Here is a 21,862-nt window from a genome sequence, read left to right on the forward strand (position 1 = left end):
TTTTTTCCGCCTTTAAACTGAATTATCCTTTCCAAGTTTTTCTTCGACTCTTTTTTTAATCCCCATTAAAATGTCCTGTTTGTCGATAAATTCGATTGAATCATTTATTTCTTTGTCTTTAGTAATTTCTGTAATCTCCCTTAAGACTTCTGCTGCGATTTCTGGTTTATGAATCCATTTGCAATTCATACAACTCCAGATTAAAGATCCGTCTTTTCTTTTTATAAATTCTCCCAAATCTTCATCCTCACAAGGATAAAATGGGCAGTAACACCATAGGCATGACTGATTTTCATAGTGACAAGGATAGTACTCGCAATCCCGATTTGCCCCACAAAGTGAAAGAACTTTTTTTAAGTGGTCTTTTGCTAAATCTATCATATAATCACCATTTTCACTTATCGAATGAAATATATAGTAATTTAATCTATTTATTGTTTTATATGTGCCCGAGGTGAATTAATGAAAGATCTGATCACTCTTGCAGAGGAAATTAAGGATGAAAAATTAAAAAAACTGGTTATCGAATTTATAAACGATCCGATCCCAAAACATCCTGAAATTAAAAGTACGGGAATTACCCTTGAAAAATCACCAGCAAGTGCCAAACGACATCACAAATACCCGGGAGGATTAATAGAACATACCGTTGCAGTTACAAAGATGGCTGTAAAAATGGCTGAAGCCTTGGAAGAAACATACGGAATTGAATTAAATAGAGATTTACTAATTTCAGGCGGAATACTTCACGACCTCATGAAACCCCAAAATTACCAGTTAAAAGACGGAAAATTCGACCACCTTTCTGATTTTCACCTCGATCACTTAACACTTGGAATTGCGGAGCTTTACAGAAGAGACTTTCCACTCGAAGTTATAAAGGTCGTAGCAAGCCATCACGGAGATCACGGACCGGTAAGTCCAGATTCAATCGAAGCTTGGTTAATTCATCACGCTGACAATGTAGATGCTGCAATTAATGATATAGGAATTAGAATATGTCAAGCAAGAGCAAGAGAGTTTGGAATCGATGATTCACAAATTTATAAAATTGTTAATCCATTAAAATTATATGAAATGCGCAAAAAATTGGGAAAAGATAAAGTAAAAGAATTTTTAAAGGAAAAATTGGAAATAAAGGATGAATAATTAATTTATTTTATTACTGACTTTTTTAGATCGTCCGATTCAAACAAAAACAAATATATATTATTTTTTAGATATGAGTTTGGGTCATTAAAATAATGATATGGTGGTTAACAGCATGTTTGACGTTAAAAAGCTAATTTTACTCGGATTAGTAGTAAGTTTGGTTGCATTTTCAGGTTGCACCGAAGACCAAGCTTCTGCTGAAAGTTCAATGACTATGAAAGAAGGCATTTTGGTTGTTGGAACAGACCCAACATTCCCTCCATTTGAAGAAAAAAACGCTGATGGAGAACTTGTAGGTTTTGACATTGACTTGATGAAAGCCCTTGGAGAAAAAATGGGCTTAGAAATACAGTTTGTTGAACAGCCTTTTGATGGTATTATTCCTGCATTAAAAGCAGAAAAATTCGACTGTATTATCTCCGCAGTTACAATTACTGATGATAGAGCAAAAGAAGTTGCTTTTACAAATTCATACTTTGATGCGGCACAAGTTATCGCAGTTTTAGTTGATGATGAGAGTGTTCAAAGTGTAGATGATTTAGCTGGAAAAGTTGTTGCAGCACAGCTTGGAACAACTGGAGAATATGAAGCACAGCACTACGCTGAAGAATTAGGATTTGAAATAAAATCATACGAAGTAATGGCTGATGCATTTATCGACATGGAAAATGGAAGAGTTGATGCTGTAGTTACAGATGATGGTGTTGCTCAAAGATTCCTCGATACAAAACCAGGCTTTTACAAAGTTGTTGGAGAACCAATGACTGCTGAAAGCTACGGTCTTGCAGCAAACTTGGATAACCAAGAATTAATCGATGCACTTAATGCTGCATTATCAGAAGTAAAAGAAGATGGCACATACGATGAAATCTACGCAGAATGGTTTGATAACTAAACCATTTTTTCTCTTTTATTTCAGGTTAATAAAATTTAAATAAGATATAAAGTTTTTAATTTTGTATAATGTTAAGGTGAACATATATGGTTCAGTCAATTTTGTCGCAGTTTAATTTAGAGCTATTTATTAAAATAATTCCACAATTAATCGATGGATCCATATTGACCATTAAAATAACTGTTTTTTCAATAATTATCGGATTATTTTTGGGAACGATTCTTGGAATGGGTAGAATTTCATACAATATTCTTTATAGGTATTTTTCTTCGTTTTATATCGAATTTGTAAGGGGAACTCCTCTTTTAGTGCAGATTATGATAATTTATTTCGGGCTTCCGTCCTTTGGAATAAATTTAAGCGCATATACTGCGGGTATTTTGGCCCTCGGTTTAAACAGTGGCGCTTATGTCGGAGAAATTATAAAAGCAGGGATCTTGTCCGTTCATGTTGGGCAGATGGAAGCTGCAAGAAGCCTTGGAATGAATTATGCGCAAGCCATGAGATATATAATACTACCGCAGGCATTTAGAAACGTTCTTCCAGCAATTGGAAACGAATTCATTTTACTTTTAAAAGATTCGTCACTTTTATCAGTAATTGCCATTGTGGAATTAACAAGAGTTGGGAAGCAAATATACAGCAGTACGTACAATGCTTGGACTCCGCTCTTGGGAGTTGCTTTATTCTACTTAATTATGACACTTCCATTAAGCAAATTAGTACAACATATCGAAAACAGGTGGAAAATTGATAGAAATGGTTAATATCCACAAAAAATTCAAAGAGGCCCATGTTTTAAAAGGGGTCGATTTAAAAGTAGCTAAAGGAGAAGTCTTAGTAATTGTCGGTCCAAGTGGTAGCGGAAAATCCACACTACTTAGGTGCATTAACGGGCTTGAAAAAATTACTGACGGCCATATGTACTTTGAAGGAGAAGATATAACCGATAAAAAAGTCAATATCAATAAGATAAGACAAAAAATCGGAATGGTATTCCAGCAATTTAATTTATTTCCACATTTAACAGTTTTAGACAACATCACATTTGCTCCAAGAAAGGTTTTGAAAGTTTCAAAAACTGAAGCTGAAACCCTTGCAAGAGAGCTCTTGAAAAAAGTTGGCTTGGAAGGAAAGGAAAATCAATATCCCATACAACTTTCAGGAGGCCAACAGCAAAGAGTTGCAATTGCACGTGCTCTTGCAATGAAGCCTGATGCAATGTTGTTTGATGAACCTACTTCTGCACTTGACCCTGAACTCGTAAAAGAAGTACTTGATGTGATGAAACAGCTCGCATATGAAGGAATGACCATGGTTGTTGTAACTCACGAAATGGGTTTTGCAAAAGAAGTTGGTGACAGGCTTATTTTTATCGACAACGGTCAGATTTTAGAAGATGGAGATCCTGCAGAGATATTTAGCAATCCAAAACATGAAAGAACAAAAAACTTCTTTGGAAAAATCCTTTCACATAATTAAAAACTTAAAAATAAAATTAATATTTTTTTGAATGGTATTCTGATATTAAAACGACCAGATCTGAAAGTTCTGCATCTGTTTTCAAACCATAAGGATTATAGTGAACTCTTGAAACTTTAAATCCATTTTCTTTTAAGTTTTCCATTATATCATTTACTGGAGGAACCAGTTTTTTTATAAAACTACATAGTTCGTGTATGTCGAAACATCCTACCTGTTCAATTTTTGATTCTTTTGAAATCAGTTCTAAAATATCTATTGCTCGTTTTGAATAATTTCTGTTTTTTGCAGTTTCAAGCGAATTTTGAACTATATTTTTATCTGAAATTTCACCCAAATAGAATGGGCCAGCATATCCTTTTTCATACCCTTCTTCAAACGTTTTAAAAGATTTCTGCTCACTATCCTGTCTGATGTATCCTAAATTTTCAATTGCAGAATCTGCTTTTCCAGCTCCGCGTTCTGTAACCATGAAAGTTCTTGCATAGTGGTCCGTAACGTGTGAAAATATCGGTTTTAGCCCGATATCATATTTTGAAGCCATCTTTACGGCATATCCAATCATTAAACGTACTGCAAGTTCCTTATCCCCTTTTAAAGGTATTGCATTATATTTTCGAATGCACGTTTTTCGGTATGCCCCGCACAAAACAGCAGTGTCTGTTGCAGTCATACATAAAAGCCCGCCTTTTGTAAGGCTTGCCCTGATTCCACTGTCCAAATAGGGAACTGGAGAACCAAAGGGATCAAGATCAACTACATTAAATATCTTAAAGTTTTTTGAAAGGAGTACATTTGCATCTTCGTGAAATACTTCAACATTTTCGAGTTCATTTAATTTTAAATTTTCTTTTATCATTTTTACGGCACTTGGATTGATATCTCCAATTGAAACCTTTAATTCTCCGTTAAATTTCAATTCATTTGCGTATCTAATTCCCCTTGCACCACTACCGCCAAGAGGATCGCACATTAGAAATTCGTCTCTTTTAAAATTATCCAAAAATGATTGTACAACCGAAACAGAAATATCACGGTTGGTTTCCATCACCGGATTGTAAAATACAGTATCTTTTTTTGATAAAGTTGATTCCTCTGGAACCATTAATTTTGTCTCGCCTTCACTAATTATTTTCATTCACGTCACCAGTAAATCTCAATAAATATCCGTTTTTAAGCTTATTTATATAATTAAAGCTCGAAATTCGTATCGATAATGATATATACTAATCGTACTAATCCTATGATAAAGACATAATATAAATTCTAGTTATAAATACCCTGTTAATATTGTGATTTGGGCGGTATTTGGGTATCGCAATATTAACCATTTTATTAATTATTTGGCTTACTCTCTTTTTAGGTGGTTCAATGATAGCTAATTCGAAATATGCTGATTTCAAAATAAATGTTGTCAAAAGGAGTGGCAACGAAGAAACATTCAACGTCAACAAACTTGTAAAATCCCTTTTAAATTCAGGAGTAGATTATGAAAATATAGATGCGATATTATCAGAAATCTACGGTAAAGTTTACAATGGAATGTCTACAGACGACTTAAAATCAATTCTTTACAAAACTTTGAAGGAATATGACAAAAAAACGGGTAAAAGTTACTCTAAAAAATACATGTCTGAAAACTGTTTAAAAATCAGAACTTCAGAAAAAGAATTTGAACCATTTAATAAAGAAAAGATTGTAAAAGCGCTGATTCAAGAAGCTGGCGCTGATTTAAAAACTGCTGAAAGAATAGCGGTAGAAGTAGAAGCAGAAGTTAAAAATTTAACTGTAAATTATTTAACTGCTCCAATGATTCGTGAAATTGTAAATACGAAGCTTATTGAACATGGCCTGGAAGAATTCAGACACAAACACACGAGACTTGGTATTCCGGTTTACGATATCGTTAAATTAATCGAAAGAGGATCTAAAGACAACGCAAACCTCATGCACAACCCGGAAAGTATTCACAAATGGGTTGCTGACGAAACGATGAAGCAGTTTGCACTTTTGAACGTATTTCCAAAATATATTGCAGATTCTCACATGAAAGGAGATATCCACCTCCACGATTTAGAATATGCTGCAGTTAGAACTGTTTGCTGCCAGCACGACCTTAGAAACTTCTTCAAACACGGATTAAAAGTAGATGGTACTGGAAGACATACAAGTGTTTCAAAACCTGCAAAACACCCTGACGTTGCATTACAACATGCTGCAAAGGTTTTGAGTGCTGCTCAATGTGAAATGTCTGGGGGACAGTCTATAGATGAATTTAACATCTGGCTTGCACCATACATGAGAGGACTCGACTATGAAGAAGTAAGGCAACTCATGCAGTTATTCATTTACGAAATGAACCAGATATATGCTGCAAGAGGTGGTCAGGTCGTATTCAGTTCAATTAACCTCGAATTAGAAGTTCCGGAATTTTTAAAAGGCGAAGATGCAATAAAAGCAGGCGCTGTTGTTGGAGCTTACGAAGAATACGATTACGAAGTTAAATTGATTGCAGAGGCACTTGTAGATGTTTTAATGGATGGTGATGCATACGGAAAACCATTTTTATTTCCTAACGTCATTTTTAAATTAAGAGAAAATGCATTTAAAGATGAAAATAAAGATTTACTCGTGAAAATACATGAATTAAGTGCTAAATGGGGATTACCCTACTTTATAAACATGCTTGCAGACTATCAATATGGAAATACCAATGCAATGGGATGCAGAACTAGATTGAGCGGTGAATGGGGCAATTCGATTGAAGAAAGTTCACTTAGAACTGGAAATATGCAGTGGTATACATTAAACCTCCCAAGAATTGCTTATGAAGCTGATGGTGATGACGGAAGATTATTTGAGATACTTGACGAAAAATTAAGTCTCGCAAAACATGCTTTAGAGATAAAACATGATATTTCAAAAAGAAGACTCTACCACGATAACGTTTTACCATTCTTAACACAGAAGTTCGATGGAGAACAGTATTACCGATACGATAGCACAACGAAAACTTTTGGATTCGTTGGTTTAAACGAACTGTTAAAGTACCATGTTGGAAGTGAACTTCACGAGTCACCAGAAGCACTCGCCTTTGGTATAAAAGTAATTTCACATATCAGGAAATATGCAGATGACCTGAAAAAAGAAACAGGACTTAGATGGACCGTAACCCAAACTCCTGCTGAAAGTACTGCTGGAAGATTTGCAAAATTCGACCACAGATACTACCCTGAAGAAACAAAATCCGTAGTAAATGGCGATTTAAGCGATGTAAACAGTATCTACTACACCAATTCTTCACACGTAAGGGTAAATGCGGAAGTCACTTTGGGTGAAAAAGTAAGCATTGAAGAAAAATTCCACGAACTCTGTAACGGTGGACACATCGGACACTTCTGGAATGCTGAAGCTTACGCAAACCCTGAAGTTTTAATGGATATAACCAGAAAAATGACAAAAACAGATATCGGATTCTGGACATACACGAAAAATTTAAGTATCTGTGAAAAATGTAGCCTTGCAATGAGTGGTTTAAAAGACAACTGTACTAACTGCGGAAGTGAAAACGTAGAAAAATTCTCAAGAATTACTGGATACCTGCAAAACGTTTCAAACTGGAACAAATCAAAACAAAGAGAATTAATCGATAGAAAAAGCACACTTCCTGGAAGAAGAGTTTAACTTTTTTTTAAATATTTTTATTTTTCAAATTTTCTATTTTTTAGATTTCGTTTGTGGTTTTTATAAAATTTTAAATACTTTTGAAGATATATTCCAGACTAATTTAAGATAATAAAGGTGTTTTAATGAGAGCTATCTGTGTACTCAGTGGAGGACTTGATTCTGCGGTAACTTCACTAGCTGCAAAATTCGAAAACTACGATATTACTACCGTTACATTTAATTACGGGCAGATGGCATTAAATCAGGAAATAAAATCTGCTAAAAAAATATCTGAGATTTTAAACGCTGATCATCATGTAATAGATATTAATTTTGTAAAAGAGTTCAGTAAAAGTGGATTAAATACTGGAGAGATCCCTGAACCTGAAAAAGAAGACCTTGACGATTTTGAAAAATCTGAAAAAACCATGAAAGCTGTCTGGGTTCCTGCAAGAAACATGATCATGTTTTCCATTGCATCGGGATTTGCAGAAGGAATTGGTGCAGAAAAGATATTTTCAGGGTTAAATAAAGAAGAAGGAGTAACTTTTCCAGACAACACCCCGGAATTCATTGAAAGATTTAATAAAAGCCTTGAATATGGTACATTAAATAAAGTTAAGATGGTTGCACCATTATATGAATTAAATAAACCCGAAATTGCAAAATTAGGAAAAGAACTTGAAGTAAAACTTGATTTAGAAGTTTTAAAGTACAGTTATTCATGTTACAGGGATAATGGGGAAGATTATTTACACTGTGGAACTTGTGAAAGCTGTATGAGAAGAAAAAGAGCATTTAAAGAAGCAGGAATAGTTGATCCAACAAAATATCTCGTTGAATAGTGAAAAAATGATCGTAATTCCAAGATACACAATAATTAAAGAAAAAGCTTCGATTAGAATACCTGAAATCCTTGATAACCTTAATTTAAAAAATCCCCTCGTAATTACGGGTAAAAATACTCAAAAATACAATAAAGATTTCGATTTTATTTACTACGACGAGATTGAAACTTCAGATTTGGAAAATCTAAAAAATTATACGAAAGATTATGATTCCGTCATAGGAATTGGTGGTGGACGGCCAATAGATATTGGAAAATTGATTGCACACAAATCAAAAAAACCTTTCTTGAGCGTTCCAACAACTGCATCAAATGACGGGATTGCATCCCCTATCGTTTCATTAACCCAACCTTCTTACATGACGGAAGCACCAATTGCAATAATTGCGGATACGGAAATAATTAAAAAATCTCCAAAAAAACTCCTTTCCGCAGGTATGGGTGACATTGTATCAAATATTACCGCAGTTTTAGATTGGGAACTTGGAAAAATTGAAAAATTGGAAAAATACAGCGATAGTTCAGGAATTTTTTCCAAAACAATTGCTATTGAACTTATGGATTATGTTTTAAATTCAGATCTGGAAGAATATCCAAAAAAACTTGTAAAGGCACTTATTGGAAGTGGAATTTCTATTGCAATTGCCCACTCATCAAGACCTGCATCAGGAAGCGAACATCTGTTTTCGCATGCTCTTGACAATATGAAAGAAAAATATGGCATAGATACGAATTCACTACATGGGGAACAGTGCGGAGTTGGAACTCTTGCAATTGCCCAAATCTACCTTGAAGAAGGAAAAATCGAAGTTGAAACGGTTGAAATGATTAAAAATTCATTGAAAGCAGTTGATGCACCAGTTACTGCAAAACAGCTTGGTTTTGATGAAGAAATTTTAAGTGAAGCGCTTTCTTCAGCTCATTCCCTTAGAAACAGGCATACAATTTTAAGAAATGGACTTTCAAAAGAAAAAGCAAGAGAAATTCTTGAAAAATCTGAAATCATTTAATTTATTTTAATTATTTGATATTTTTAAAATTAAAAAAGAATAAAATTTTACAATTTTTTCATTGCAATATCTATTGCATTCATTGTTTTTTCTAAAACTTCATCGTTGTGTTTTATAGATGTAAAACAGCATTCAAATTGAGATGGAGCTATAAATACACCATTTTCGAGAAGTGTGTAGAAATATCTCATGAATTTTTCTGTATCACTTGATTTTGCATCTTCATACGTTACGATTTCTTTATCGTTAAAGTATATCTGGAATATTGAAGCTACATTGTAAACTTTTGCAGGAACATTGTATTTTTCAGCAGTTTCTCTCAAAAAACTGGACAAAATGTCTGCCTTTTTAGTTGTTTCCTTGTAAAATTTATCATCAAGATTTTTAAGCGTTTCAATTCCTGCAGTAACTGAAACTGGGTTTCCGTTAAATGTACCTGCCTGATAAATCTGGCCGTTTGGTGAAAACTGTTCCATATATTCTTTTTTACCAGTTATTGCACCAATTGGAAATCCCCCACCGAGAATTTTACCCACTGTTGCAAGATCTGATTTTATTCCGTAGTATTCTTGAGCTCCACCTTTTGAAAGCCTGAAACCCGTAATAACTTCATCAAATATTAAGATTATTCCGTTTTCTTCGGTAATTTCCCTTAAGAATTGTAAGTATCCGTCTTTTGGCAATATACATCCAACATTTCCCATTACAGGTTCGAGAATGATACATGCAATTTCGTCTTTATTCTCAGAAATTACTTTTTTTACTGCATCTTCATCGTTAAATGGAATTAAAAGTGTGTTTTTCGTAGTGTCTTCGGGAATTCCGGGGGAATTTGGAGCTCCGTGTGTTAAAGCACCACTACCTGTTTTTACGAGCACATAATCGTGAGCGCCGTGAAATGCACCTTCAAATTTGATAATTTTGTTTCTTTTAGTAACGCCTCTTGCAAGCCTTATTGCGCCCATGGTAGCTTCTGTTCCGGAATTTACAAATCTAACCATCTCTGCACAAGGGATCCTGTTTATTACTTCTTTTGCGAGAATAATTTCCTTTTCACTTGGAACTCCATAAGCAGTTCCTAAATCCATTTGAGATTTTACGGCATTTAATATGTTTTCGTTTGCATGGCCCAAAACCATTGGCCCGTATGCTAAACAGTAGTCAATAAATTCGTTTCCGTCTTCGTCGTACAAGAAACAGTCTTTTGCAGATTTTACAAAAAATGGAAATGGCTTAAATGACCTTACCGGGCTATTTACTCCCCCAACAAGGTATTTTCTTGATTCTTCAAATAGTTCTCTTGATCTATCCATTTTGATGTTCAATTCCACAAAACCACCTTAAAATACTCCATTATAAGTCATTACCCAAAATACTAACCATATAAAGAAAAATGGAACTACTCCACTTCCCATCCATTCTTTCTGGTTCATACTTTCTCTTCCAAATATCATTGAAGCTAAATTTCCAGTAATGATTAATGTTAGTAACATGAATCCAAATGACGCAATGCCACTAAATGCCCCTAAACCATATGTGTATACGTAGTTTGTAAGGTATCCGAATGCTGCACCAAATATTGCGTGAAAAATTGAAACTTTTGCGTCTAATTGCATAAATTACACCTATTCTTTTGATATATCGAGTAAAACGTAAGATTTAATCGTTTCTTTTGGTCTTTTACTATCTGTATATGTATAGTCTAAAATTACATCTACTTCATCATTTACATAAAAATTGCGGTTAGTAAGTACTCGGTCATTAATCTCAAGTAAAAACGCAAATTTTCGCTTTGTTTTTAGCGATCCTTTGTCAATTAACAACTCTTCTTCTTTGAAAACAGGTTTAATCTTCGAATAATGCATAGTACCCCAAAAATAAAAAATTATTTTAAATATGATTGGTACTTATCATATTTATTTCTTAGTTTTTCTACTTCATTTCAGAGATTGCTCTGTCGAACTCTTCCTGAATTTCTAATGAAGGTTCTTTGTCAAGTAAACTTACAACTGTAATCATTATTGATGCGAGCAAAAATGCTGGAACGATTTCGTATAAATCAAATATTCCACCGCTCAAGTTTTTCCAGAGAATTACCATGAATCCACCAGAAAGCAGACCTGCAAGAGCACCATTTCTTGTCATTCTCTTCCAGTATAATGAAAGTAAGATTACAGGCCCAAATGCACCACCAAATCCTGCCCACGCATATGAAACAAGTCCCATAACGCTACTTCCAGGAACTATTGCAAAGTAGTACGCTATTGCCGCCACAGCAATTACTGCAAACCTGCTTATCCATAAAAGCTCTTTTTGACTTGCATTTTTGTTTAATAATGCATAAATATCTTCAGTAATTGCTGAAGCAGTAACTAAAAGCTGTGAATCTGCAGTACTCATGATAGCTGCTAGAACCCCAGCTAAAAATACACCTGCAATAAGACTTGGGAATAATCCTTTTGCCATTGCCATGAATACGTGCTCTGGATCGTCCAGTGGAGCTCCAAGAGCCACTGCACCAACCATTCCAACAAGAACTGCCATGAAAAGGCTGATTACAACCCAAGTAGTTGCAATTTTTCTTGCTTTTGGAATTTTATCAGCTGATTTAATTGCCATGAATCTTACAAGGATGTGAGGCATTCCAAAGTACCCTAAACCCCATGCAAGAGCTGATGCAAGCCCCATTACACCGAGAGCTTCTCCATCAAGGTCGGTAAATGGATTTATGTAATCTGGACTTATTACATTCCATGCATTCATTGTAGCATCAATTCCGCCCATGTGAACAATTCCCATGATAGGAATTAAGAATATTGCAATAAACATAAGAGAGCCTTGTATAAAGTCTGTCCAGCTAACTGCAAGGAAACCACCAAGGAATGTATAACCAATAATTACTAACGCCCCGATAGTAACTGCAAGAGTATAATCTACTCCAAAAACTAAGTTGAACAACTTTCCGCCTGCGACTAATCCTGAAGACGTGTACAGTAAGAAAAATAGCATAATAAAAAACGCTGAAACAATTCTTAATAATTTAGACTGATCTCTAAATCTGTTTTCCAAGTAAACAGGTATTGTAATAGAATCTTTTGCAATTTCTGTGTATCTTCTAAGCCGTTCTGCAACGAACTTCCAGTTTAGGTAAGTTCCTATTGCAAGACCTACGCCAATCCATATTTCACTCATTCCAGAAAGATATGCAACTCCTGGAAGACCCATTAAAAGCCAACCGCTCATGTCTGAGGCTTGTGCACTTAACGCTGCAACCCAGCTATTTAATTTTCTGCCACCAAGCACATAATCGCTTATCGTTTCGTTTCGCCTGTAGAAATACATACCTACGCCCATTACCACGAGCAAATAGAGCATGAATATCAAAACGATACTCAAATTATCTGATATCATAACCTCAACTCCATTGGAAAAACACACCGCAATGTGAAAATCCTATTTGGTAATACTTACCCAAATATCTCGATTATGATATATACAAATTTTGAAACGTTTTTTTAGTTGGCGACTAAAACTGATTAAAAACTTAAGAAAAATCATTCAAAAATCTCTAAAATTTGCAAAAATTATTAAAAATAGGTAAAAAAATTATTTTTTATTGAATATATAATCGATATGTTCACTTTCAAACGGCTTTGTAAGAAGACTTACTGCCATTACAACAAATATCGGTGCAATCATTGCTAAAGAACCAACTGCAGGCATATAAACGCTGTTTATTCCAAAGTAGTATGCCCCACCAAGCATGATCGCCAGTGCAGAAGTGATTCCTGCCCAAACTCCTTGTTTTGTAGTTCTTTTCCAGTACAATCCCAAAAAGTACGGAGCTAAAAGACATCCTGATACCAAACCCCACGAAAGGGCCATTAATGAGAGAACATAGCTGTTTGGAACTATTGCAAGTATGAATGATAATGCAACAAATACAACACACAAAATCCTCATCAATATCATTGTGTTTTTATCAGACATATTTGGCTTTAATCTACCTTTTACAAAGTCTATTGAAACTACAGAACTTGAAGCAAGCACGAGTGATGCTAAAGTAGACATTGAAGCTGAAATTACGAGTACGAGAATTAATGCCGCAACCCAGTCGGGAAGTGCAATCTCCATTATTTTTGGAACTATCATATCTGGGCTTGTTAATCCAGCCGCAACTTTTGAAGCGCTATCTGGGTAAAATACCCTACTTACGGTTCCAATATATGCCGCACCAAATGTGATGATAAATGCAAATGCTGTTGAAACCCATTTTGCAGAAACTGCTGCTTTTTCACTTTTTATCGTGTAAAACTTGTGTATCATCTGCGGAAGACCCCAACTACCAATACTTGTGAGCAGCGCAAGACCCATTATTGGAATAAAACTTGCTTCATTTATTGGAGTTACCAGCATTGGATCTATTGAACTTAACGTTGATAGCATTCCGGAAAACCCTCCAACTTCAGGGTTGCTACTTAAAAAGAATACCATCAAAAGTACCCCTATTACCATAATACAACCCTGAACAAAGTCTGCGAGTGTTGCCGCGATAAATCCTCCGAAATAGAGATATATTGCAGTTAGTGCCGCCATTAAGATATAAGCATTCATTGGAGATATTCCAAATCCTTCGAAGAGGAAGTTTAAACCTTTATATATCGATGCAGAATACGGAACTAAGAAGAAAAAGATGATAAATGCAGTTAATGACTCCAAATTCTTGCTTTTATACCTTTTTTCCAAAAAACTTGGCATTGTTGAAGCACCGAGTCTCTGTGTCATTTCTCTTGTTTTTTTACCGAGAACCTGCCACGCTAAAAAACTTCCAACAATTGTATTTCCAACAACTATCCACATTGTCGGAATTCCAAAGCTCCATCCCATTTTTCCTGCAAATCCAATAAAAATAACTGCTGAAAAGTAAGCCGTACCGTATGAAAACGCAGACATCCAAGGATTTACGTTTCTTCCCCCAAGTAAAAAGTCAGAAACCCCTTTTATCTTTTTTTTCGTTACAGTGGCTATTCCTATAATCATAGCAACATAAACCGTCAAAAACAAATAATGCCACATAATTAACCTCAAAAACTTTGATAACGATCGAAATTAAATCCTTAAAATTCAACAATATACATAATAATCTCAGGCATTTATAATTTATATTTATCTAATTTTTAAAAAATTTAGAAAAAAGATTAAAAATAGTTAAATTTTTAAGATATTTAAAATAATTAATTTGAATAGTATTTTTCAAGAGGGGGAACTACCTGTTTCTTTCTTGACATCATTCCATCAATAAATACACTGTTTTCATCCAATTTAAGTTCAAATATTCTTTCAAAAGCTGATTTGTTTCCTGCAACTAAAACTTCGCTTCCTTCTCTCATTATGTCAGTTACAAGGAATAATACCATGTCGTATCCTTCTTTTTCAGCCATCTCATCGATTAAATTTTGAATTGCTTCTTTTTTTGATGCAACTTCAGATATATCGATTACCTCAGCCTGTCCGATACCGACCTTTTTACCGTTCATGTTAAATTCCTTGTAATCGATGTTTAAAATTTCTTTTGGAGTCATTTTACCGACTGTTGATTTTGCGGTCAGCATTTCCATTCCGTACGATTTAATATCCGAAATTTTTGCAATTTCTGCCAATTTTTCAGCAAGTTCCTTATCTAGGGTTGTTGCAGTAGGTGATTTAAAGAGTAAAGTATCTGAAAGGATTGCTGAGAGCAATACCCCTGCAATGTCTGCTTTTAATTCCTTATTTTTTCCACCGATAATATCGAGTATTCCTCTAAAGTAAAGCTCAGAAATAACCGTTGCAGTTGATCCTACAGGTTTTGAGAGGTAGATAATAGGTTCAGATGTTGAAATACCAATTTTGTGGTGGTCGATAATTCCAATTAATTTTCCTTTATCGAAATCATCGAGGTTTTGTGATTTTTCTGCGTGGTCTACCAAAAACAATTCTTTTCCTTCTGCTGTTTTAATTAATTCTGGTTCCATTAATCCAAATCTCTTTAAAATAAACTGCGATTCAGGATTTAATTCACCAAGTCTTGCAGGAAACGCATCTAAGAAATATGCAAGTGCTATTGCAGAACAGATGCTATCTGAATCAGGATTTTTGTGGCCTACAACGTACATCATCTATATCACCAAAAATTGAAAATTTAATGATTTTTATATTATCTAAGCCGGGAAAGACTATAAATACATAATGATACTTATTAAAAACATCTCCAATTAACCGACCTACATGGAGCTTGTGAATACTCTCGCTGTGATAGCGGGTTCGAAATTGGAGTAACAAGACTTTAATCGAATTTTTGGGCGAGTTGTAAGAGTTGGTAGGATCCTTACTGTGATCACAATACAGCAAAAATTCGTACATTTACTCTCGACATAGGGTTATCTGACCGACATGGTATTTTCCAAGGATGAAAGTTAGTGTTAATGTCGAGGGACACTTTTTCAAAAATTAAAAAAAAGAAAATAGAAATAAAAATTACGGAATACTATTTTAACGATGTTTTAGCAGTTTTATCAAATGGATTTCTCCTCATTGCAAGAGAAAACAGATAAGGATAATTGTTTTTTAAATATTTCATGTAATTTACCCATTCTATTGTTATTAATCGGTATGATCGAATCATATCTCCGTTTAAATGTTCTATGTCATTTTCTGAACTTTCGTGCAAATTTTCACGACTTTCGAGCTCTTCTAAAAGGTGAAATACCGCCCTTAAAAGTTCCGTGAAGTGTTCGTGCTCCATCAAGTTTGGATTTTCTAAAAGTCTCATTAAAAACTCTTTGTTTTTTGATAAAAATTCATAAATTTTCAAAATATCTTCTTTTGAAGCATTTAAAGTATAATCCCTATTTTTAGCGTAAGTCAGCGCATTTTTAAAGTCTTCATCTGACCAAGTATCGGTTACTTTCAATTTGCCCCCAATAGCATTGATATCTGGATCAATTTTCGAAAAATAATTTAGAGTTTTGGTTCCGGTTTCACTAAAAAATGTACCAATAAGAATATTTAACTTTTCAAGTCTCGCAGATTTTTCCATATCGCTTAAAATTCCAGAAATTACGACTGTTATTAAGAATACCTGGATTGGTACAAACGCCAATTTTCCAAAAAACGAATTTATTATTCCCAAATAATCATTAAATACTGCATACTGGACGATATACATTAATATCGATGCAACCAATGCAGAAATCCAGAAAATTTTGTGCTGTTTTGTTTTCATAATTATCGCTTGAATTGAGTTTTATATTATATACTAGTTGTTAATTTTCAATATACGAATATAAAAAATAATATCAACACGATTTTTAACATTTCAAAAAAGAATAACTTCATTAGAAGTTATTAAAATAAAAAAATACTATTTTTTATGTTTTAGCATTTCCGAACCTTTTTCAGTTATATTATAACCATCCCCAAGTTTAGAAATATATGCTGAGTTTTCCAAGTCTTTCAGGTATTTTTCGACCTTTTTAAAGCCGATGTCTTCTAAAATCATTTCATATCTATCTATTGATTCTTTGCATGGGCTATTATATACATTATATAAAGTTTCAACGTATTCTTTGATAACTTCGTCATTTAATTTAAAAAATCCTTTTTCCAGATCGAATATTAATTCTTTTACTGATTCCCTATCTTCCCCATAATGTTTTAATTTGTGTTCAATGTACAACTTTTCAATTTCATCTAATGACAGCACATTCCCCTCAAATGCTGAAAGAAGGTTCAACTGAAATCTATTTAATTCCCCAGTTTCAGGTTTAACCATCATATCCCCTCGGATAGTTTACAATAAAATTATTTTTTGTAAGGCTATAAATATGTGCAAGCCCGATTTAAAGATAGTATTAAAATTAGGCAGTTTGCATTCTGGTGATTTTATGAAAATTTATTTTGCAACAGGGAATCAGAACAAGGTTGATGAAGCAAAAATTATATTAAAAGAAGTTGATTGTGAAATAGAACAGATTGAAATTCCTTATGCTGAAGTTCAGGGAAAACTTGAAGAAGTTTCTGCATTTGGGGTTTTAGAAGTTTTTGAAAAATTCAATAGGCCTGTTATCGTTGAAGACAGTGGATTTTTCATTGAAAAATTAAACGATTTTCCAGGAACTTATTCAAAGTTCGTTCAGGAAACTCTTGGAAACGAAGGGATATTGAAACTTTTAGAAAATGAAAGTAATAGAAATGCATATTTTAAAACAGTTATCGGCTACTATGATGGTGACAACATCAAACTCTTTACCGGAATTGTAAAAGGAGTTGTTTCAACAGAGATAAAAGACGGGGGATTTGGTTTTGCATACGATAGTATTTTTATTCCAGAAGGAAAAACTAAAACTTTCGGAGAAATGACAACCGAAGAAAAAAGCAAAATATCACACAGAAAAAGAGCATTTTACGAACTTAAAAATTATTTAGAAAATCGGCAATAGTGAAAAAAATGAAAGCATTTGACATTATGAAAGCTTCCCAGATCGCCTGTTGCTTTGAGGTTGGAAGCTTTAAACCTGGAAACGTTCATAAAAATAGAGACTACGACGATATAAAATATCACCACTTTGTAAGTTCCGGAATTGCATTTGGAGATGTAATATACGAAGCCTGCCTTGAAAAAAATAATATTGGAAATTTTATTAAAAAAGGAGTAATTGAATCAAAAAAATGGTCTCCAACGAATGCAAATCTTGGAATAATAATGCTCCACATACCAATTGCGATTGCTGCATCGAATTTAGATAAATTTAGCGAAAATGCGCTGAAAAAAGAAACAGAAAAAATCATTAAAAACACGACGGTTCAAGATGCAATTGATGTTTACGAAGCAATTGCGATTGCACTTGCTTTTGTTAATGCTCCTGAAAATGGGCCTGATTTAAAAAGTAAAGATGCGAAAGATGAGCTTATTCAAAAAAATCTTACTCTATATGATGTTTTTAAAATTTCTTCCACCTGGGACAGTATCTCAAACGAATGGACCGAAAATTTTAAGATATCCTACAAAGGCTATAATTTAATAAATGAATATTATGAAGAATACAATAACATCAATATTGCAGTTACAAAAACGTTTATCAATCTACTTTCAATCTATCCGGACACGTTAATTGCAAGGAAAAAAAGTATCGATGATGCAAAAATGGTTTCAGAAAAAGCCAAAGAAGTTTTAAATAACTTCAATGAGGAAACTGTTTTAGAATTCGATAAATTTTTATCAAAAGATGGCAATAAGTTAAATCCCGGAACTACGGCAGATTTGATAGCATCTTCACTGTTAATATTTTTACTCGATAGAATCAGCAACGAAAAAACGATACTTTATTAAAAGGTGATTTTATGGATAAATACGATAAAATAATTGATTTAACTAAAAGAAGAGGATTCTTGTGGAATTCTTTTGAAATATACGGTGGTATCGCAGGATTTTTTGACTACGGGCCACTCGGTGCAATTTTAAAAAACAACGTCATAAACACTTGGAGAAAACATTACATCGTAAATGAAGGATTTTACGAAATTGATAGCCCAACAGTAACTCCTTACGAAGTTTTAAAAGCATCTGGACACGTGGAAAACTTTACTGACCCGCTCGTTGAATGTAAAGAATGTCTTGAGTCATTTAGAGCTGACCACATCATTGAAGAAAACGTTGATGTTGATACTGAAGGAAAAACCTTACAAGAACTTCAGGAAATGATTGAAAAAAATAACATCAAATGTCCAAAATGTGGTGGAGAATTTAAAGAAGTTAGCACATTTAACTTGATGTTTGCAACTTCAATTGGCCCCGGTGGAAAAAGAGCTGCATTCATGAGACCTGAAACCGCTCAAGGTATATTCATACAGTTTAAAAGAATAAGCCAGTTCTTTAGAAACAAGCTTCCATTTGGTGCAGTTCAAATTGGAAAAGCTTATAGGAATGAAATCTCCCCAAGACAGGGTGTAATCAGATTAAGAGAATTTACACAGGCTGAAGGTGAATTTTTCATTGATTCACGGAAAAAAGAGAACTTTGAAAAATTTGAAAGCGTAAAAGATATGGTTTTACCATTACTCCCCGGTAAAAATCAAGAAAACGAATCGCTAAGTGCTGAAGAAAAAATTGTCAGAATGAGTCTTTCTGATGCAGTTAAAAATGGAGTAATCGCACACGAAGCAATTGCATACTATGTTGCAGTTACAAAAAAATTCTTGATGGAAATTGGAATCGACGAATCAAAATTAAGATTCAGACAGCACCTTCCAAATGAAATGGCACACTATGCTGCCGATTGTTGGGATGCAGAACTTTATACTGATAGATACGGCTGGATCGAATGCGTAGGAATTGCAGATAGAACCAACTACGATTTATTGGCACACATGAAAAACAGCAGTGAAGATTTATCCGTTTTTGTAGAACTTGACGAAGATAAAGAAGTTGAAGTTTATGAAATCGAATTAAACTACAAATTAGTTGGTAGAACATTTAAGGGCGATGCAAAAATTTTAGAAGAGTCTTTAAAAGAATTAAACGACAAAAAAATGGAAGAATTGGTAGAAGCTCTTGAAACGGAGGGAAAATATGTTTTAAAAACTTGTAAAAGAGATTTTGAAATATTAAAAGAATATTTAACTGCTAAAAAAGTTAAAAAGATCGTTAAAGGAGAAAAAATAATTCCACACGTGATAGAACCTTCATACGGTATCGACAGGATTACATACTGTGTTATGGAGCATGCGTTCAAAGAAGAGGAAGATAGAACCGTAATGGGCTTTTCAAATGCAGTTTCCCCGATAAAAGTCGGTGTTTTCCCGCTCGTTAACAAAGAAGGAATGCCTGAAATTGCAATGGATTTGAAAAATAAATTAAGAGAAAACGGTTTAATTGCAGAATACGATGACAGTGGTGCAATTGGTAGAAGATACATGAGAATGGATGAAGTAGGAACTCCTTTCTGTGTAACAATCGATGGAGAAACTCTAACAGACCGTTCAGTAACAATTAGGGAAAGAGATTCGAGAGAACAGTTTAGAATCCCAATAAACGAAGTTGTATCGTACATTAAAGATAAACTCTAAATCAAAATTCCAATTTTCCTTTTTTGATAATATCCATGAAATTTTTAATTTCTAAAGAATAATTTTTTGAAACCATTTTTGGAAGGTCTAAAAATCCCATTACATTTTTAATTATGTGAAAATCGGACGTTGCGACAAAATCGTATTGTTTAAGCTCGAAATCGACTTTTTTTGATAATATAACTTCTCCAGAAATCGAATATTTTCCCATTAAATTCCGCGTCATTTTTGAAATTTCTCCGCTTTTACTCGTCTGTTCATCAAAATATACATCAAAACTATTTAAATTTAAATCCAAAATACTTTTCAAAATAATTTCAATTGTTTCTTCCGATTTTTCAGTTAATTTGTATCCTTTCTGGTATTTTAAATCCCGAATTACATTATCCTCGCAAACTATTGCTACACCTTCGATTAAAGATTTTAATGTTATAAGTACATTAAAACCATCAATTGCAAAGGATTTTGATTTTGAAAATTCAGTTAAATCTGTTCTTTTTTTGTTTACGATTTCTAAATGGCTATCTGAAAATACACACCTGCCAAAAAAGTATCTTTCAAGACGATTTAACCCGTAGTGATTTGCAACAAAGTCTAGAGCAGATTTTTTTCTGTAATTTCGATTTAAAAGATACTTTAAATCTGAATAAGTTTCAAAAAATTGGTTCATAAAATAATATTATAAAATTAATGAAATAAATTTTTTTATGGAATGTATACAATATAAAAAAATTAAAAATAAAGAATATCAGTCTTTTTTTATTGTTGAATTGATATATACTCCAGTCATTATAAATAACGTGCTTATTACAGTTATTTTTGTAAACGGCTCTTTTAAAAAAATTGCAGAAAGTACAATTACAATTAATGGAACGAACTGGTAAAATAACATCGTTTTACTTGCCCCATAATATTTTAACGATATTTGCTGTAATAATTGCGCTAAAACTGATGCAAAAACTGCCATATAGATTATTGAAAGCCAAGTTTCAAAAGATGCATTTAATATCGCATTTACAGGGTTTTTTAGAATCATGTAAGGTATTAACAGTACAACTGTTAAAATGTAACCGTATGTTAATATTACGGATGGCGAGTAATTTTGAGCGACTTTTTTACTTATTACTGCGTATAATGCCATGCAAAGTACTGCGGAAAACATTATAACATCTCCAATATTAAATGAAAGGCTTTTAAGAACTTCCAGATTCCCATTTGTAATCGTGAGCAGTACTCCAAAAAATGCGATAATTACTGCAAATATCCGTTTAATTCCAAAATATTCGCCCAATACAAATGCTGCAATTATTGAAGTAATCATTGGGGTTGTTGCCATTAATAGCGCCGAATTTATTGCCGTGATATATTCAAGCGACATGAAAAATAATGCGTGGTATCCAAACATTCCAAGTAACCCTGCTAAAATTACAAGATATGCGTCACTTTTATTTAATTTCAGATTTTTTCGTTCTGTTTTTAAAACTAAAGGTAATATTATTACAGATGCTATTAAAAATCTTAAAAATGTTAATTCGTCCCAGGAAAGTTCCAAAATTCCGATTTTTCCAGTTATAAATGCCCCTGCCCCGAAAGAAACTGCCGGAATCATTAACAGAAATAATTCATATTTTTTCAAAAGTTTTTTCATTCATGACACCGCTAAAATAATACATAATGGAACAACTTCGTATAGTATATTATACA

General features: G+C 33.5%; 22 protein-coding genes. 10 read left to right on the forward strand and 12 right to left on the reverse strand.

What is annotated here, in order from left to right; genetic code table 11:
* Window positions 1–12: 12 nt before the first annotated feature.
* Window positions 13–381 (reverse strand): cysteine-rich small domain-containing protein, encoded by a 369-nt coding sequence (locus HNP90_RS06475; RefSeq protein WP_011977606.1) that lies wholly within the window; start codon window positions 379–381, stop codon window positions 13–15.
* Window positions 382–462: 81 nt separating this feature from the next.
* Here HNP90_RS06475 and HNP90_RS06480 point away from each other — a divergent pair, with 81 nt between their 5' ends.
* The 4 genes from HNP90_RS06480 (at window position 463) to HNP90_RS06495 (ending at window position 3,529) form a co-directional block, all read left to right on the forward strand.
* Complete coding sequence (locus HNP90_RS06480) at window positions 463–1,149, forward strand: HDIG domain-containing metalloprotein (protein WP_011977605.1); 687 nt, start codon at window positions 463–465, stop codon at window positions 1,147–1,149.
* Window positions 1,150–1,264: 115 nt separating this feature from the next.
* Complete coding sequence (locus HNP90_RS06485; RefSeq protein WP_011977604.1) at window positions 1,265–2,047, forward strand: basic amino acid ABC transporter substrate-binding protein; 783 nt, start codon at window positions 1,265–1,267, stop codon at window positions 2,045–2,047.
* 86 nt (window positions 2,048–2,133) lie between these two features.
* A complete protein-coding gene (locus HNP90_RS06490; protein ID WP_011977603.1) occupies window positions 2,134–2,814 on the forward strand; it encodes an amino acid ABC transporter permease in 681 nt (226 codons plus the stop codon).
* Window positions 2,798–3,529 (forward strand): amino acid ABC transporter ATP-binding protein, encoded by a 732-nt coding sequence (locus tag HNP90_RS06495; protein WP_011977602.1) that lies wholly within the window; start codon window positions 2,798–2,800, stop codon window positions 3,527–3,529. The genes HNP90_RS06490 and HNP90_RS06495 overlap by 17 nt, the downstream gene beginning before the upstream one ends.
* Window positions 3,530–3,545: 16 nt before the next feature.
* Here HNP90_RS06495 and HNP90_RS06500 read toward each other — a convergent pair whose 3' ends face one another.
* The gene (locus HNP90_RS06500) at window positions 3,546–4,667 is read right to left on the reverse strand and encodes a tRNA (guanine(10)-N(2))-dimethyltransferase (RefSeq protein ID WP_011977601.1); all 1,122 of its coding nucleotides are present in this window, start codon (window positions 4,665–4,667) and stop codon (window positions 3,546–3,548) included.
* Between the two features lie 233 nt (window positions 4,668–4,900).
* On the opposite strand from HNP90_RS06500, the gene nrdD reads away from it, so the two are divergent.
* The 3 genes from nrdD (at window position 4,901) to HNP90_RS06515 (ending at window position 9,052) form a co-directional block, all read left to right on the forward strand.
* Entirely contained in the window at window positions 4,901–7,213 is a 2,313-nt protein-coding gene (nrdD, locus tag HNP90_RS06505) for an anaerobic ribonucleoside-triphosphate reductase (RefSeq protein WP_048060449.1), read from the forward strand.
* A gap of 125 nt (window positions 7,214–7,338) precedes the next feature.
* The gene (gene queC, locus HNP90_RS06510) at window positions 7,339–8,040 is read left to right on the forward strand and encodes a 7-cyano-7-deazaguanine synthase QueC (RefSeq protein WP_011977599.1); all 702 of its coding nucleotides are present in this window, start codon (window positions 7,339–7,341) and stop codon (window positions 8,038–8,040) included.
* A gap of 7 nt (window positions 8,041–8,047) precedes the next feature.
* A complete protein-coding gene (locus HNP90_RS06515) occupies window positions 8,048–9,052 on the forward strand; it encodes an iron-containing alcohol dehydrogenase (RefSeq protein ID WP_011977598.1) in 1,005 nt (334 codons plus the stop codon).
* A gap of 47 nt (window positions 9,053–9,099) precedes the next feature.
* Here the strand turns inward: HNP90_RS06515 and hemL are convergent, their stop codons facing one another.
* From hemL to HNP90_RS06555, 8 genes are all read right to left on the reverse strand, one after another.
* Window positions 9,100–10,383 carry a glutamate-1-semialdehyde 2,1-aminomutase gene (hemL, locus tag HNP90_RS06520; RefSeq protein ID WP_011977597.1) on the reverse strand — a complete coding sequence of 428 codons (1,284 nt, stop codon included), beginning with the start codon at window positions 10,381–10,383 and terminating at the stop codon, window positions 9,100–9,102.
* A 9-nt stretch (window positions 10,384–10,392) separates the two neighbouring features.
* Window positions 10,393–10,668: an EMC6-like membrane protein gene (locus HNP90_RS06525; protein ID WP_011977596.1), complete on the reverse strand. Its 276-nt coding sequence runs from the start codon at window positions 10,666–10,668 to the stop codon at window positions 10,393–10,395.
* Between the two features lie 9 nt (window positions 10,669–10,677).
* Window positions 10,678–10,917: a hypothetical protein gene (locus HNP90_RS06530; RefSeq protein WP_011977595.1), complete on the reverse strand. Its 240-nt coding sequence runs from the start codon at window positions 10,915–10,917 to the stop codon at window positions 10,678–10,680.
* A gap of 67 nt (window positions 10,918–10,984) precedes the next feature.
* The gene (gene putP / locus HNP90_RS06535; RefSeq protein WP_011977594.1) at window positions 10,985–12,463 is read right to left on the reverse strand and encodes a sodium/proline symporter PutP; all 1,479 of its coding nucleotides are present in this window, start codon (window positions 12,461–12,463) and stop codon (window positions 10,985–10,987) included.
* Between the two features lie 195 nt (window positions 12,464–12,658).
* The gene (locus HNP90_RS06540) at window positions 12,659–14,128 is read right to left on the reverse strand and encodes a sodium:solute symporter family protein (RefSeq protein ID WP_011977593.1); all 1,470 of its coding nucleotides are present in this window, start codon (window positions 14,126–14,128) and stop codon (window positions 12,659–12,661) included.
* A 158-nt stretch (window positions 14,129–14,286) separates the two neighbouring features.
* A complete protein-coding gene (locus HNP90_RS06545) occupies window positions 14,287–15,210 on the reverse strand; it encodes a manganese-dependent inorganic pyrophosphatase (RefSeq protein ID WP_048060448.1) in 924 nt (307 codons plus the stop codon).
* A 368-nt stretch (window positions 15,211–15,578) separates the two neighbouring features.
* Window positions 15,579–16,316 carry a hypothetical protein gene (locus tag HNP90_RS06550; protein ID WP_011977591.1) on the reverse strand — a complete coding sequence of 246 codons (738 nt, stop codon included), beginning with the start codon at window positions 16,314–16,316 and terminating at the stop codon, window positions 15,579–15,581.
* Between the two features lie 138 nt (window positions 16,317–16,454).
* The gene (locus HNP90_RS06555) at window positions 16,455–16,865 is read right to left on the reverse strand and encodes a winged helix-turn-helix domain-containing protein (RefSeq protein WP_011977590.1); all 411 of its coding nucleotides are present in this window, start codon (window positions 16,863–16,865) and stop codon (window positions 16,455–16,457) included.
* 112 nt (window positions 16,866–16,977) lie between these two features.
* Between HNP90_RS06555 and HNP90_RS06560 the strand changes: the two genes are divergently transcribed.
* The 3 genes from HNP90_RS06560 to glyS are packed head-to-tail and all read left to right on the forward strand — an operon-like array spanning window position 16,978 to window position 20,158.
* On the forward strand, window positions 16,978–17,532 hold the full coding sequence (locus HNP90_RS06560) for an XTP/dITP diphosphatase (protein WP_011977589.1): 555 nt from the start codon (window positions 16,978–16,980) through the stop codon (window positions 17,530–17,532).
* An 8-nt stretch (window positions 17,533–17,540) separates the two neighbouring features.
* Entirely contained in the window at window positions 17,541–18,422 is an 882-nt protein-coding gene (locus HNP90_RS06565; protein ID WP_011977588.1) for a triphosphoribosyl-dephospho-CoA synthase, read from the forward strand.
* Between the two features lie 11 nt (window positions 18,423–18,433).
* Window positions 18,434–20,158, forward strand: coding sequence for a glycine--tRNA ligase (glyS, locus tag HNP90_RS06570; protein ID WP_011977587.1), 1,725 nt, complete (start codon window positions 18,434–18,436; stop codon window positions 20,156–20,158).
* Window position 20,159: 1 nt separating this feature from the next.
* On the opposite strand, the gene HNP90_RS06575 is transcribed toward glyS, so the two are convergent.
* Together HNP90_RS06575 and HNP90_RS06580 are read right to left on the reverse strand one after the other, a co-directional pair.
* Window positions 20,160–20,828: a DUF434 domain-containing protein gene (locus tag HNP90_RS06575; RefSeq protein WP_011977586.1), complete on the reverse strand. Its 669-nt coding sequence runs from the start codon at window positions 20,826–20,828 to the stop codon at window positions 20,160–20,162.
* A gap of 78 nt (window positions 20,829–20,906) precedes the next feature.
* Window positions 20,907–21,806, reverse strand: a complete 900-nt coding sequence (locus HNP90_RS06580) for a DMT family transporter (protein ID WP_011977585.1) — start codon at window positions 21,804–21,806, stop codon at window positions 20,907–20,909.
* Window positions 21,807–21,862: the final 56 nt, after the last annotated feature.

The organism is Methanococcus maripaludis, from assembly GCF_013760955.1.
In the GTDB taxonomy this organism is placed as follows: Archaea; AGJL01; Methanococci; order Methanococcales; family Methanococcaceae; genus Methanococcus; species Methanococcus maripaludis_A.